Origin of the sequence: Micromonospora sp. DT81.3 (genome assembly GCF_049847225.1) — a bacterium.
Classification (GTDB): Bacteria; Actinomycetota; Actinomycetes; order Actinomycetales; family Microbacteriaceae; genus Microbacterium.
Window position 1 is genome coordinate 163897 of record NZ_JBNCNY010000009.1, and the last position, 15192, is coordinate 179088.

The following is a 15192-nucleotide window of genomic DNA, read 5'->3' on the forward strand; positions in this document are numbered from 1 at the left end:
TCCAGGCGGACCGCAGGGCGTCCGACTGCTCTGCGAGCAGCATCTCCTCGACGTCGAGCACCAGATCGGCTTCAGGAGGAATTCGGACCATTCGATGGAGCAGCAAGAACTCGTCGTGGGAGATATACCGTGCGGGTTGCGGCGCGCGCGAGGGCACCGCTCAGAGAAATCCCGAGGTGCACAATGAAGCAGCCGGGCAACTCCCTTCGATACACGGCAACCGAAGCCGGAGTGAGGAAGTCGGCGATGACGACGTCGAAACGAGCGGCCGACAGATTCCGAGCAACCGCGGCAACGTTACGCACCGCGAGCTCGAGCTGGTGTTCGCCTTCGTCGCCGCTCCACGGAGCCGCGTGGCCAGCGAGCACCAAGTGCCGAATGTCGTCTGCGTCGATGAAGGCGCCCGGGTGGCGGCTGGACGCGAGGGCTCGACCGCATGTCGATTTGCCGACGGCCGGGCCGCCACCCAGATCAGGGTACGCATGGACGGTTTCCCCACACGCGTGTGGTCTTGATCCAAGCGTTCACCTCGCCCGCCCTTCGCCCTCACTCTCCTCAAAGACGTAGGGCAGAGTCGACGGTGTCCGTCAGCGACCGGAACCGTTCGTTCTTGGCAAGGTGGTCGAGAAGCACAGCGGTGCCTGCGGAGTCGACGAGCGGCACCCGCCAGTTCGGATACTCGTTCTCGGTGCCTGGTTGGTTCTGCACGCGGCGCTCCCCGACGGCATCCACCAGCGCGACTCCGAGAAGCTGCGAGGGGGAGGCCACGAGGTGAAGATGCAGCGCCTCGACGATCTGCTGCTCCGTGGCGTCTGCTCCGAGAAGGCCCCGTTCGCGCAGGATCGCGAGCATCGCGTCCCGCTCGGCGACCGCCTCGGCGCGGGCCTCCTCGACCGGGTCGGTGAGCAGGCCCAGCCGCGCGCGCAGGTCGATGTGCTCCCCCGCGAGGTACCCGGCCGTGGGTGGCAGATCGTGGGTGTTCACCGTCGCGAGCACCGCGCGCCGGTAGTGCTCCGGCGGCTTGAAGGAGTCGTTCTCGTATTCGAACCAGAGGATGGAGGTGCCCAGGATGCCGCGGGACGACAGGTAGTCGCGCACCCACGGCTCGACGTTGCCGAGGTCTTCGCCGATGACGACCGCGCCGGCGCGGTGGGCCTCGAGGGCGAGCACGCCGATCATCGCCTCGTGGTCGTAGCGCACGTAGGTACCGGCGGCCTCCCCGAGACCGGCCGGGATCCACCACAGCCGGAAGAACCCGATGATGTGGTCGATGCGCAGGGCGCCGGCGTTGCGGAGGAGCGTGCGGATCATGTCTCGCAAGGGCGCGTAGCCGCTCTCGGCCAACGCGTGAGGCAGCCAGGGGGGCTGATTCCAGTTCTGCCCCTGCTGGTTGTACATGTCCGGCGGAGCGCCGACCGTGATGCCCGACGCGTACATGTCGCGTAGCGACCAGGCATCCGACCCTCGCGTATGCACACCCACCGCGAGGTCGTGCATGATGCCGATGCGCATGCTCGATGCCTTCGCGGCGGATTGCGCGGCTGCGAGCTGCTCGTCGACGATCCACTGCAGCCAGACGTGGAACCCAATGCGCGCGGTCAGCGCAACGCGAAGCTGCTGCACGAGCGGCGATGCGATGTCCCACGCATCGGCCGGACGCTCCTCGCCGGCGGCGAGCGTGGTGGCGAAGTGCTCCTCGAGTGCGCACCACAGCGCGAAGTCAAACAGCGGTTGTCCTTCTCGCGCGACGTAGGCCTCGAGCAGAGCCTGTCTCGCGGGTGACCGCGGCACGGCGAAGACCAGCTCGAGGGCCGCGCGTTTCGCGGCCCAGGATGCGTCACGGTCGATGCGCTCGGCGTCCGTGTCGGCGGCGGCAACCGGTCCTCGCACGGCGTCGAGTCGGGATCGGTCGGATGCGGTGAGGTACGCCGCCTCGCGGATGTCCTCGGGGCGCACGTACAGCGGCGCGAGGAACCGCCTCGTGGCCGGGAGGTAGGGGGACGGTTGGATGGGCGAGGTGACATCGGCGGCGTGCACGGGATTCACGAGCAGAAAGTCCGCCCCGCGCTCGCCGGCGATCGAGGCCAGGTCACCGAGGTCCGCGAAGTCGCCGACGCCCCAAGAGGCCCGCGACCGCACCGAGTACAGCTGCGCCATCAGCCCCCACGACCGCCCGTCGCGGTCCGGACGCGACGGCGGCGGCGGCAGCGTCTCGGGAGTGACGACGAGCACGCACTCCGCTGTGCGATCGGCCTGACTCGATCCGTGCGCGCTCTGCGCCGCGTGGATCGTGTGCCAGCCGAGTGGGAGGTCGTCGGGGAGCGGCACGTGCAGGCGCCACACCGTCTCGCCGTCGACGGTGCGGGGCCCGGCATCCTGCGGCGGAATCGGGATGTCGCGCACCGACGCGTGTTCGAGGGTCACCGTCAGCGAGACGTCGTGGCCGTCCGCGACATGCACATGCAGTGCCCCCGAGCCCTCGCGCACCACGACCGATGGTGGCAGCAGGCGGCGCCAGGGTCGATCCTGGGCATCCGCGAGTGCGGTTGCGGCGTCGCGACCGGTCTGCGCGTCGACGCCCATCGCGGAAAGGATCGCGCGGAGTGTCGCGGCGGGTACATGCACGCGGTCGCCGAAAAACGACCAGTACTCGGTGGCGACGCCGTACGCCTCCGCAAGCGCGGTGAGCTCGGGCGTCGAGGCGTCTTCGGTGTGGACGTCGTTGACCATGCGCCTCCCAACGGCGTGTTTGTTCGATCCTGCCAGCCCGCGCCATGATTTGGACGGATGTGACCGACCATTCGCGGGGTCTTGCGCGGCACAGACCGGAGATCACCTGCTTCGCTATCTTCTTGTGCCGCGTTCGACGAAGCGACCGGACGGTGGCGCAGCGGAACCTTCGCCACCGGGGCGGAACGGCTGCCGGCGATCGCCGACATGGGCTTCGACGTCGTCTACCTCACTCCGATCTACCCGATCGGACATAATCAACCGCAAAGGCCCGCCTTCGACAACGAGCCGGTGGGGCTTCACCAGGCGCTCAGGAAGGTCGTGCAACTTTGGATCGACCACGGCGTGAGAACCTTCCGAGTGGACAATCCCCACACCAAATGGAGTTTGGGAGTGGCTGATCGCCGATGTTGCTCGGGATGACCCGGACGTGATCTGGCTGGCAGAGGCGTTCACCGGGCCCGCCATGATGCAGAAGCTGGCTGAGATCGGATTTCAGCAGTCCTACACCTACTGTGCCTGGTGCAACGACAGGTCAGAGCTCGAGGAGTACTGTCGGGAACTCGCCGGGCCGGCGGCCGCCTACATGCGGCCCAGCTTTTGGCCGACCACGCACGACATCCTCACCCCGTACATGCAATACGGCGGCCCCACTGCCTGGCGGCCTGCGCGCCGCGCTGGCGGCCACGCTCGTGCCGACCTACAGCATCTACGCGGGCTACGAACTCCACGAGCACGTCGCCCGGGCGCCGCAGAAATCAGACGCGCCCATCCAGCCCTTCACTGGCTCCGCAACCTGCGCTTCCACCGCGCCGATGACGACTCCTTCCTGGTTTTCTCCAAAACCTGGCGCGCCGCGGGTCATGATGACACGATCGTCGTCGTAGCCAACCTCGACCCGCACTGCCAAAGCGAGACGACGATCCACCTCGACATGCCGACGCTCGGAATGGGGTGGAACGACACATTCGTCGCCCACGACCTGTTCATCTACGAGTCGTGACGCTGGGGCGAGCACAATTTCGTACGTCCCGGCGTCGACACAGAACCCGTGCACATTCTTCACGTCCGCGACGTGTGACTAGCTTTAGAACTCACTCACGTTGTCAACAGTCGGGGCCTCGGCCCCAATATCTCCTGAGGTCCGCGTGCACAAGGTCGGCCGGATAACGCGCTAGAGGACAAGCGCGCCTTTCCGTGCGCCCGGGCCCGTCCACGGCGGTAAAGTGGACCGGAGCCAGCATGCGCCGACAAGCCAACGGAAAGATGTTCCGCCCCGAGGTCAGAATGTCGTGCGCGAGATCTCGAGGACTTCTGTAGAGAACGCGGCGCCCTCTTCAATCCGACCCGCGGCAACATGATTCACCTGCGGGGCCGCCCCTGGACGCTTGACCGCTTGTTCAACAGTTCTCCGCCCGGCGTCGAATCCCGCCTTAAAATCGAACTCCGCGGTCTCGAGGGACTCCCCTTTCACGTGAAGGAGCCCAAGTCGAAGAGCGTAGTCGCCCCACGCGGCATCGCGTTCGGATGTCGTCACAGGCCATTTCCCTTCCGTCAGGCTCTACAACGAGTACCAGTTTTGAGCAATGTTCACAAATCGATTTGGAAATCCAAACTTCGTGGAGCACTGAGCAACCGGCGGTCGTACCGCGCTGACGCAAGCGCGCCATCCTCTTGAATCACTCAGACCGCAGCTCGCATCTCTCTCGACAGCACCGGGCAGGTATTGCTTGCACCTGGCGGCACCGACCCGAGCGTGAGACGGTGATGGAGGGCATTGGCCACGGGCTTAGCGGCAGCGTGTCGGCGGCGAGGTCACGAGAAGGGATCCGTGGTAGCGGGAGCCGAATTGGCCATTCTCCCGTCGCCGGCGGTGGTGCACCGCGGCTCATATGGGTGGAGCGGCGTCCCATACGCTGAAGCGATGAGGGAAGGGTCGCAGCACGGGGGCGCCTTCTCCCGGGCGCGGATCAGTGATGTCGCGGCCGCGGCGGGGGTGTCGACCACCACGGTCTCACACGCGCTCAGCGGAGCACGGACCGTGAACGCGGACACCCGCGCCCGGATACTGGCCGCGGCGGAGGCGCTTGGATACGCACCCGACCGAGTGGCGAGTGGCCTGCGACGAAAGCGTACGGGAATCGTGGGGTTCATCGGCGATGATGTCGCCACAACGCCGTTCGCTGGACCCATGATCGCCGGCGCGCGCCGTGCCGGGCTCGAGCAGGACGTGTTGATGCTGGTCGCGGAGACTGAGGGAGACGCCGAACACGAGCAGTCCCTCATCGACCGGCTGCTCGCTCAGCGCGTGGACGGACTGCTGTTCGCCCGCATGTTCCACCGCCGCGTGGCGCAACCCGTGCGGCCTTTCAACGTTCCAATTGTCCTCGTCAATGCTGCACCTGAGGAGGGTTGGAGCGTCGACTCGGTCGTCCCCGACGAGGCGCAGATCGCCACGCTGGCCTGCGACCCGCTGCTGCGTGCGGGTCATCGACGGTTCGCCTATGTGGGGACGGTGGACGACACGCCGGCCGCCCGTGGCCGGCTGATCGCCATCCGCTCGGGACTCGGCAATGCCGGCGTACACCTCGGCGATCACCGAATCACCCATGTCGCCTCCGACGCCGCCGGAGGCCGGGTGGCAGGCGCGCAGCTCCTGGACTCCACCGACATCCCGACCGCAATCATCTGCTTCAATGACCAGATCGCTATGGGGGTCATCCAGGCCGCAGCACGCCGCGGCCTTCGTGTCCCGGACGATCTCTCCGTCGTACGTATCGACGACCTGCGTTTGGTTGCGGACGCGCTTGACCCTGGCTTGACGACGGTCGCGCTGCCACACGCGCAGATGGGGGAGTGGGCGATGTCGCGGCTTCTGTCCCGCATCGCAGGACCCGAGACGGAGATTCCCGGACGCCTTCACCTCATGCCGGGGTGGCTTGTTGAGCGCGGCTCGGTCGCGCCGCCCCCGCCGCACGGCTGACATCGCATCTGTCGAGCGCACTCCCCGTTGCGTCGCAGCGCGCAGGGCGGTTCGCTCCTTTCATCGCCAGCATGTCGAGGCAGGAGTATCCCGCGTCGGGACATTAGGTGTCACGACCGCGACGGCATCTCCTTGGAGGGAAGCGGCGTCTCTGCCGAGCTGCAAGGCTACGAGCGCGGGTGCGGGTAGGTCGAGTTCGTGTGGGAGGCGACGCGGGCGTCGGTGACCACCTCGGTCGCTACTTCCGAGAAGGCGCCCGAGATGGTGACGCGTACGGAAGCGTTTCCACGGCCACGCTCCCCGTGTTTCGGGGTACCCCTCTTGGGATATTGAGATGGTCGGCCCGCCAAGAGTGAAAGCGCTTGCAAAGCGGGGACGACGCGCGATAGTCTCACGTCAGCCCATCCCCGCACGTCGCCGTGCCTGCGCCCTCTGGAGCCCCTGTGTCGGAGACGACTTCCTTCCTTGTCCGCCGAGGCGCCGCGACCCTCGTCGCGGCAGCTCTTATCCTCACTGGCGCCACGGCAACGACTGCTCCGGCGAAAGCGGCCGACCGCACCTTCACAGTCGTGGGCGATCTGCAGAGCGAGATCGGTTGCGGCGGCGACTGGGATCCCGCGTGCGCCGCTTCGTCGCTGGCACCGACCGGCGAGGACGGCGTTTACGCCGCGGAGTTCGAGGTGCCCGCCGGTACGTGGGAGTACAAGGTTGCCGTGAACGGCGGGTGGGACGAGAACTACGGCCTTGACGGCGTGAACAACGGGACGAATATCCCGCTTACCATCGCGGGACCTGCGAAGCTCCGGTTTGTCTTCGACGACAACGTTAAGCGCGTAGGCCTCGAGGCGGTCGGGCTGAGCGGCGGCTACACCGATGAGGACGCGGCGCTGGTCGCGGATCCGGTGCGTCAGCCCGGCAGTGCCGAGCAGTTCTACTTCGTCATGACTGACCGCTTCGCTAACGGCGACGAGTCGAACGACACCGGCGGTGTCGACGGGGACCGCCTCGCGCACGGCTTTGACCCGACCGACAAGGGTTTCTACCAGGGCGGTGACCTTGCGGGCCTTCGCGAGCAGCTGGACTACATCGAGGGGTTGGGGACGAGCGCGATCTGGCTGACCCCGAGTTTCGAGAACCGGGCGGTGCAGGGAACTGGCGCGACAGCGAGTGCGGGCTATCACGGCTACTGGATCACTGATTTCACGCAGATCGACCCGCACCTCGGCACGAACGCGGAGCTTGAGGCGCTTATTGCGGACGCCCACTCGCGGGGCATCAAGGTGTACTTCGATATCATCACGAACCACACGGCCGACGTCATCGACTACGCCGAGCAGACGTATGACTACATCGACCAGGAGACGAGCCCGTATCTGGACGCCGGGGGCACCGCTTTTGACCCGGCCGAGTATGCGGGTACTGAGGACTTCCCGGGGATGGACCCCGCGACGAGCTTTCCCTACACCCCAGTGATCGCCGAGGCGGATGCCGCGATCAAGGTTCCGGAGTGGTTGAACGACCCGACGCTGTACCACAACCGGGGCGATTCGACCTTTGCGGGGGAGTCGGTGCTGTTCGGGGACTTCGTGGGTCTGGATGACCTGATGACGGAGCATCCCACCGTCGTCGACGGTTTCATCGACGTGTACGAGACCTGGATCGACCTCGGCATTGACGGCTTCCGCATCGACACGGCCAAGCACGTGAACTTCGAGTTCTGGGAGGAGTGGTCCACCGCGGTGCTCGAGTACGCGCACGCTGCGGGCAAGCCGGAGTTCTTCATGTTCGGTGAAGTGTTCGACGCCGATCCAGCCAAGACTGCACCGTACGTGCGGGGCACCGACCTGAACTCGGTCCTCGACTTTACCTTCCAGTCCAACGCGACGGCGTACGCGAAGGGCGGCTCGGCCGAGCAGCTGCAGACGCTGTTTTCGGGCGATGACCTGTACACCACGCCCGACTCGTCGGCCACGGCGCTGCCGACCTTCCTCGGCAACCATGACATGGGACGGATCGGCTACTTCGTTGCCGGGGCGGACGCGCTGCAACGCGACGAGCTCGCGCACGAGCTGATGTACTTCACGCGCGGGCAGCCCGTCGTCTACTACGGCGACGAGCAGGGATTCGCCGGCACCGGTGGCGATAAGGACGCCCGCCAGACGCTCTTCGCGACCCAGACCGCCGAGTACGCGAACCAGCCGCTCGTGACCGGAGACGCGCTTGGCAGCGTCGACCGCTACGACACTGGCGCTCCGCTGTACCAGCACATCGCGGCGCTCTCCGCGCTGCGCGCGGCCCACCCCGCCTTGGAGACCGGCGCGCAGATCGAGCGCTACGCCGACGACGGCGCCGGCGTGTACGCCTTCAGCCGCGTGGCCCGCTCCGAGAAAGTGGAGTTCCTGGTCGCGACGAACAACGCCACGTCCGCCCAGACGGTCGCCGTTCCCACTCTGACGGCGGACGCCCAGTTCGCGCCGCTGTACGGCGGCGGCGAGGCATTCACCTCCGATGCGTCGGGCGTCGCGTCCGTTACGGTCCCAGCACTATCTGCCGTGGTCTTCACCGCCGACCGGCCGGTCTCAGCCCCGGCGGAGGCCGCTGCGATCTCCGTCACCTCGCCCGAGGCGGGTGCCGGGCTCACCGGCCTCGCGCCGGTCGCCGCGGACGTCGCCGACGACGCGTGGTCCGAGACGAGCTTCGCCTGGCGGGTTGTGGGCGAGGACGAGTGGCACGCCCTGGGCACCGCCGAGGACACGTCGCCACGCGTGTTCCACGACGTATCGGACCTCACCACGGGAACGCTGGTCGAGTACCGTGCCGTGTCGACGGATGCCGAGGGCCAGCGTGCCGCGGCATCCACCTACGCATCGGTGGGCAACCGCGTAAACGTCTCCGTCGCCGAGGAACCCGAGCAGCCGGTCGAGCCGGAGCCGCAGGAGACAACGGAGTACGGCGCCGTAAGCGTCCCAGGCAGCTTCAACAGCGAAGCCGGATGCCCCGGCGACTGGCAGCCCGACTGCGACACCGTGCAGATGACTCAGGTCGACGGCATCTGGCGCCTCGAGCTCGCCGACCTCGCCGCTGGCTCGTACGCCTACAAGATCGCCACCGAAAAGTCCTGGGACGAGAACTACGGTGCGGGCGGAGTCGCCAGCGGCGGCGACATCGTGCTCGAACACGACGGCGGCCCGATCACCTTCTACTTCGACCCGCGCACCAAGAACATCTGGTCAACCGCGGACGGACCCGTCATCACACTGCCCGGCTCGCTCCAGAGCGAGGTCGGCTGCGAGGGAGATTGGATGCCGGAGTGCCTGGCGACCATGATGTTCGACCGCAACGGCGACGGCGTCTTCCAGTTCACAACCGACGACCTGCCCACCGGTGCCTACGAGGTCAAGGTCGCTCACAACCTCAGCTGGGACGAGAACTACGGCGCGGACGGCGTCCTCGGCGGCGGGAACATCGCGTTCACCGCGAGCGCCGGCAAGGTCGTGACGTTCCGCTACGACCTGGAAACCCACGTCCTCACGGTCACCAGCGTCGACCCCCCGCTCTCTGGAGTCGGCGAACTGCGCGCGCATTGGATTGACGCCGAGACGATCGCCTGGCCGGCCGACCTCGGTGCCACCTCGGGCGAGCGCTCCTGGCAGCTGCACGCGTCGGCCGACGCATCTCTCGCACTGGCCGACGGTGAAGTCACCGGCGGCGACGCGATCAATCTGACGGTCGTGGAGGGCGGCCTCACCGCTGAGCAGGAGAAGCGCTTCCCCGGACTCGCCGGCTTCACCGCGCTAAGCCTGGAGGGTGTGGACCGGGATGCCGCCGGGGTGCTCCTCAAGGGGCAGCTGATGGTTTCGCAGCGCGACGCCGCCGGCGTGGCGAAAGCGTTCACCGGTGTGCAGCTCCCAGGTGTGCTCGACGACCTCTACGCCGACGGCGTCCAGGACGCAGCATTGGGCGTGTCCTTCGAGGGCTCCGCACCGTCGTTCGCGCTGTGGGCTCCTACCGCGCAAGCGGCCACGCTGCTCACGTGGGATGCCGGCGCTGAGGGCGACCCGGCCCGGCACGATGCCACTTGGGATGAGGCATCCGGGGTGTGGACGGTGAACGGCGGGACCTCGCTGGTCGGCGACGAGTACCGGTGGGAGGTGATTGTCTATGCCCACTCGACGGGGAAGATCGAGACGAACGACGTCACCGACCCGTATTCGGTGGCGCTGACCGTGAACTCTGAGCGCTCCGTCGCGACCGACATCTCCGATGAGGCGTACAAGCCGCAGGCGTGGAAGGAGACGGAGGCGCCGGTGATCGACCGCCCGGTCGACCGTGCGATCTACGAACTGCACATCCGAGACTTCTCGATCACCGACGAGACAGTGCCCGCGGAGGAGCGCGGCACGTACCGCGCGTTCACGCGGGACAGCGCGGGAACACGGCAGCTCCGGCAGCTCGCCGACGCGGGCGTGAACACCGTGCACCTGCTGCCCTCGTTCGACATCGCCTCGATCGAGGAGGACCGGTCCGCGCAGCAGGTCCCGGACTGCGACCTGGCGTCCTTCGGCCCGGCGAGCACCGAGCAGCAGGCGTGCATCTCCGCGATCGAGGACGCCGACGGCTTCAACTGGGGTTACGACCCGTACCACTACTCGGCTCCGGAGGGCTCGTACGCGGTGGACCCGGACGGCGGTGCGCGCGTGCATGAGTTCCGTGAGATGGTGGGCGCCCTGCACGGCAGCGGACTGCAGGTCGTGCTGGACGTGGTGTACAACCACACCGCGCAGTCGGGTCAGGACCCGAAGTCCGTGCTCGACCGCGTCGTACCCGGGTACTACCACCGGCTGTCCCTCGCGGGCGCCGTCGAGACCTCGACGTGCTGCCAGAACGTCGCGACCGAACACGAGGTGGCGCAGAAACTGATGGTCGACTCGCTCGTGCTGTGGGCGAGCCAGTACAAGGTCGACGGCTTCCGCTTCGACCTCATGGGCCACCACTCGAAGGCGAACATGCTGGCGGTGCGCGAAGCACTCGACGAGCTGACCTTGAAAAAGGACGGCGTGGACGGCAAGTCGATCTACCTGTACGGCGAAGGCTGGAACTTCGGCGAGGTGGCCAGCAACGCCCTGTTTGAGCAGGCGACGCAGGGCCAGCTCGGCGGCACGGGTATCGGAACGTTCACGGACCGGCTCCGCGACGCCATGCACGGAGGCAGCCCCGTCGAGAGCGAGTCGATCTTCCACCAGGGCTTCGGCACGGGACTGTACACCGACCCCAACGAGCGGCCGGGCGTGCCCGAGGACCCGGCTGGCGACCTGGCTCGCAAAACCGACCTCGTCAAGCTCGGACTGGCGGGCAACCTCCGGGACTTCGAGATGACCGCAGCCGACGGCACCGTCACGGCCGGCGAGGACTTCGACTACAACGGGACGCCCGCCGGCTACGCCGACCAGCCCGACGAGGTCATCACGTACGTCGACGCGCACGATAATGAGACCCTGTTCGACCATGGGGTGTTCAAGCTCCCTGTCGACACGTCGATGGCCGAGCGGGTGCGCATGAACACGCTGTCCCTGGCGGCGACCACGTTCTCCCAAACCCCCTCGTTCTGGCACGCCGGCACCGAACTACTGCGATCCAAGTCGCTCGACCGGAACAGCTACAACTCCGGCGATTGGTTCAACCGCATCGACTGGACCGGTCAGGAATCGACCTTCGGCTCGGGTCTTCCCCGCCTGGCCGACAACGAAGAGAAGTGGCCGCTCATGAGGCCCCTGCTGGAGAACCCGGCGCTCAAGCCGGCCGCCTCGGACATCGCCACGGCCGAGGCCTCTGCTCTGGACCTGCTGCGGGTACGCGAGGAGGTGGGCCTGCTGCGCCTGGGCGGGGCCGATCTGATCCAGCAGAAGGTGTCGTTCCCGAACAGCGGTGTAGATGCCACACCCGGTGTGATCCTCATGCTCATCGATGACCTTATCGGGACGGACGTCGACCCGGCGCTGGACGGAGCCCTTGTGGTGTTCAACTCCTCGCCCCAGGCGACAACCCAGACGGTCACCGAGCTCGCTGGACGCAGCTTCACGCTCACCCCGGCGCTGGCGCACGGCTCCGATCCGGTGGTGAAAACGACCGCGTGGGATCCGGCGACCGGCACCCTCACCCTGCCCGCACGCACGGCAGCAGTGCTTGTGGACTCGGACGCGACCCCCAACCCCGGTTCGACGCCCACCCCGGGGGCAGCCCCGGGCACCGTGGTCCCGCGGGGGCAGCACCCCGCCACCGGTTCGGAGCTCCCCTGGGGCATCGCCCTCGCTGGGGCGTTCATCCTGGTCACCGGCGCTGTGCTCGTGATCACACGACGACGGGCAGGAACGCACAGCTGACACGCACCGAAGGACGGGACCGGGGATGCTGCGGCGTACCGGCCGAAGCCAGGCCATCGACGTTGGACGGCCTGCGCTTTCCACACTCGAAGCTGAACAGTGTAGACGAGACGGCACCCGCGGACGATTCGCAGCCAGCTCCGCCGGCCACCAAGTACTTCTTGTCGCGGGAAAGTACGGCTTGCGGCAGATCGTCACAGCCCCCGGCGCCTGGCACCTGTCTGACAGGTGAGCGGGTTCCTTCCTGATCGATACGTCTGACTGCAGCCTGTGGGCCGCGGGACATCAGCATACGACCGACATCCGGTCGCCCTTGTGTTTTTGATCCATGGGCGGGCGCCCCTCCGCGCGGACGGGCTACCTCAACAGCGGGGGGCGTCACGGGGGGCGGCCAGTCTTGGGGGAGGAGGCGTGCACCCGGCGGCGCCTTGCTTCGAGAGTGACTCATAAATCGCCTGGGGTGAGCGATCACGCCTGAGCGGAAGGCCCGGAGTGTGTTGACCTAGGCCTGGGTGCAGCACTTCATCGGGATGGACTTTCGCTCTTGCTCGTGCGGTTAAGCCAAGTCGGGTCTGGTGCAGACCCCTTCTCGGGTGCCGAGCCCGATTTGGCTGGGGAGCCGTTCCACCCGTGATCCCCCGCCAACCCCTGCCGGCGGTGTTCCATAGGTGAGACCACCGCTCCCTGTCGATCCGGAGGCGTGCGTATGGACCGCCAACGCCGTCGGGACGCCTTCCACCGTCGCGGGCAAAGAACACACGAACCGGGTGTGGGCATCCGCCGTGCATCCACCCCCCAGGGGACGGATTGGGTGACGCGTTCCACGACGCGCTGGTACATCTTCTGGTCGACTCGGTGCGCGTATCTTCGACGCGGTCACTCGTCGCCGGGTGGCTCGGCATCGACTGAGTTCGGCTCACCAATGAACCTCAAGAACCGGCGTGCCTTGGGGGTCGTCCGACTCCGGTACATGTCAGGGACGGGCATCGAGCCTTTTGGAGGCCCGAACGCGAGACGGTGTCTCTCGAGGTCACCAAGGGCTCGAATCACTGGGCCCCTGAAATAGCGGACGTCTTCTACGATCTGTGGAAGTGGGCTTGCGATTTGCGGTGCGTAGACGTTGGGGGGACGTTCAGGGTCGTGCGTGTTGAGCCATGCGAGTGGGTCCTCATAGAAGTGCAACAACCAAACATGCAGATCGTCGAGGGTCTCGACGAGACGGAAGAACTCAACACGTTCGGCGGCAGAGAACGTGGTCCAATCGCCGCGGTGAGCGACCGCTATGGAGAGGCGCCGTCGCTTGCTGTGACTCGCGGTCTCGGCTGCGGCACGAGCGGCACGGGTGTAGGCCGCAAGGAACTCGTCGGACTTGAGTACATGCGCAACCGAGGGAGCCGCGGTGAGTTCTTCCCCAACACTCTGGATCGCAGCAACGACTGCGATGTCAAACTCGTGCCGGCGTTCGCGTTCGCGCGCAGCGATGGCATCGCCGAGCAGGCCCCCGGCCATAGGCCCGACTACAGGGACATCGTCCAACCCGATGCCCCCGTAACAGCCAAGACGTCTTCCGCACGGTCGGGAGGAGGGATTGCTGCCTCCGAATCAGTCATCCCTAGATTATTCCGTACGGCAGACCTGTCGCACGACGGTATCGTCAATGAATCCGCCCGCCCGCGGGGCACCGTCGCGGTCGTCTAACGCATGGCGAAGCAGGGCAGCGCGGTTACCCCAATGGCAATGTGGCGCAGGCGGGGGACACTCTTGATACTGGGGAGCAACGCCACGGAAGTGTATCGGTACGACGAGATCCGGAACGCGGAGCTCAAGACGGGACCCTGTGGCACATTCAGTGAGTGATCGGCGCCAAGATGCCTCACGCTCGTCGGCTGCCTCGGAACCTGTCGAGAAAGCAACCAAGCCGCTTGCTGAGGAGACTGGGCGGCGACCCCGGGGGCGCCGTTCGCGATGGACCCCAAAGAGCAAGAGGGGCGCGGTCCTCGAGCGGGATGACTTACTGCGGGTTGGCCCCCGAAGGGGTGGGACAATCGTGCCATGACAGAGCTGCTGGGTTCGAAGGACCTGCGGGCGCTCCTGTTTGTGCGTACTTTGAACAGCCAGGGCGTCCAGCCGACGAAGGCGGACCTGAACGCCTTCATCGAGGCGCGAACGAATCTTCTAGACGCTGAACGATACTCCGACGGTCTGTACCCACGCACCGTTGACTATCTCACGGACGCCCGACTACTGACCTACTCCGGCAGACGATTGACCCTTACGCCCGCAGGCCTGGCCATTCTTGAGTCGTTGACTTCGCAAGTCACGTCAGCGGAGCCGGCGAAGCCGGTTGAGGCCGTGGGAGGAATGAGGGACCCGTTCGTGTACGCCGAGCTGCTCTCACGAGTCGACGACGTAGGGGACTTGTTCGTAGTCGACCCGTACCTGCACCCTCAGGATCTGGCCACGCTGTTGCAGCTGCCGAACCTGAAACGCGTTCTCACTCGCGACACCCGCATCAGCGGAATGGATCGCCACGGTCGAACCGAGAAGTTCCAGATCGCCCTCGGGGCACGTCCCGACGCTGACCTTCGTTTCACACCAGACCAGCCCCGTGAGCTCCGCGACCGCCTCGTTCTGCCCACGATCGGCGGAGAAGCATTGTTCCTAGGAACATCACTTGGCGAAACGCAACTCACCGTCATCACCCGCATAGGCAAGGACCCAACGAACGCCTTGCGAGCTCACTATGACGCCATCTGGGACAGCAGCGCACCCCTCGGAGCGACAGCGCACGCAAACCCCGCGCCCTGATCCGCTTCGATCCCTCCACATCGCTTCCGGCGCTGCACATCACTGGCACCACCTTGTTACTGCACATATCGAGACGGACCAAATCCTCGACTGCATAGGACGTTGTCCGATCCCCCTTCACCACCGCGGCTGAATGGTCGGGGTTGTATCGAGTCGGCTGCCAGAGTTACCCAGCCCCGCTCCCAGTGTTGGAAACGCTTCCGTGCAACATCGAGTAGCGGCGAGTTCCGCGTGGGGATGGCCAGACATATTGGATGGAAACGCTTGCATCATCGGGCCTCGGTTGCTAAC

General features: G+C 66.4%; 8 protein-coding genes. 7 read left to right on the forward strand and 1 reads right to left on the reverse strand.

Annotated features, from left to right (window positions below; genetic code table 11):
• The first annotated feature begins 176 nt into the window (after nucleotides 1-176).
• Nucleotides 177-515 carry a hypothetical protein gene (locus ACPW96_RS18605; RefSeq protein ID WP_425884845.1) on the forward strand — a complete coding sequence of 113 codons (339 nt, stop codon included), beginning with the start codon at nucleotides 177-179 and terminating at the stop codon, nucleotides 513-515.
• 40 nt (nucleotides 516-555) lie between these two features.
• On the opposite strand, the gene malQ is transcribed toward ACPW96_RS18605, so the two are convergent.
• Nucleotides 556-2730 carry a 4-alpha-glucanotransferase gene (gene malQ, locus ACPW96_RS18610; RefSeq protein WP_425884847.1) on the reverse strand — a complete coding sequence of 725 codons (2175 nt, stop codon included), beginning with the start codon at nucleotides 2728-2730 and terminating at the stop codon, nucleotides 556-558.
• 81 nt (nucleotides 2731-2811) lie between these two features.
• Between malQ and ACPW96_RS18615 the strand changes: the two genes are divergently transcribed.
• The 6 genes from ACPW96_RS18615 (at nucleotide 2812) to ACPW96_RS18640 (ending at nucleotide 14901) form a co-directional block, all read left to right on the forward strand.
• Nucleotides 2812-3153 (forward strand): hypothetical protein, encoded by a 342-nt coding sequence (locus tag ACPW96_RS18615; RefSeq protein ID WP_425884849.1) that lies wholly within the window; start codon nucleotides 2812-2814, stop codon nucleotides 3151-3153.
• A 7-nt stretch (nucleotides 3154-3160) separates the two neighbouring features.
• Nucleotides 3161-3733 (forward strand): hypothetical protein, encoded by a 573-nt coding sequence (locus tag ACPW96_RS18620; protein WP_425884851.1) that lies wholly within the window; start codon nucleotides 3161-3163, stop codon nucleotides 3731-3733.
• A 921-nt stretch (nucleotides 3734-4654) separates the two neighbouring features.
• Nucleotides 4655-5713, forward strand: coding sequence for a LacI family DNA-binding transcriptional regulator (locus tag ACPW96_RS18625; RefSeq protein WP_425884853.1), 1059 nt, complete (start codon nucleotides 4655-4657; stop codon nucleotides 5711-5713).
• A gap of 443 nt (nucleotides 5714-6156) precedes the next feature.
• On the forward strand, nucleotides 6157-12093 hold the full coding sequence (gene pulA / locus ACPW96_RS18630) for a pullulanase-type alpha-1,6-glucosidase (protein WP_425884855.1): 5937 nt from the start codon (nucleotides 6157-6159) through the stop codon (nucleotides 12091-12093).
• 1191 nt (nucleotides 12094-13284) lie between these two features.
• Entirely contained in the window at nucleotides 13285-13791 is a 507-nt protein-coding gene (locus ACPW96_RS18635) for a hypothetical protein (protein WP_425884856.1), read from the forward strand.
• 354 nt (nucleotides 13792-14145) lie between these two features.
• A complete protein-coding gene (locus ACPW96_RS18640; RefSeq protein ID WP_425884858.1) occupies nucleotides 14146-14901 on the forward strand; it encodes a hypothetical protein in 756 nt (251 codons plus the stop codon).
• Nucleotides 14902-15192 lie beyond the last annotated feature (291 nt).

Bases quoted from the DNA above. Each gene is read 5' to 3' on its own strand.
- malQ (WP_425884847.1), bottom strand. From the start codon at position 2,730: ATGGTCAACGACGTCCACACCGAAGACGCCTCGACGCCCGAGCTCACC.
- ACPW96_RS18625 (WP_425884853.1), top strand. From the start codon at position 4,655: ATGAGGGAAGGGTCGCAGCACGGGGGCGCCTTCTCCCGGGCGCGGATC.
- ACPW96_RS18635 (WP_425884856.1), top strand. From the start codon at position 13,285: ATGCAGATCGTCGAGGGTCTCGACGAGACGGAAGAACTCAACACGTTC.
- ACPW96_RS18640 (WP_425884858.1), top strand. From the start codon at position 14,146: ATGACAGAGCTGCTGGGTTCGAAGGACCTGCGGGCGCTCCTGTTTGTG.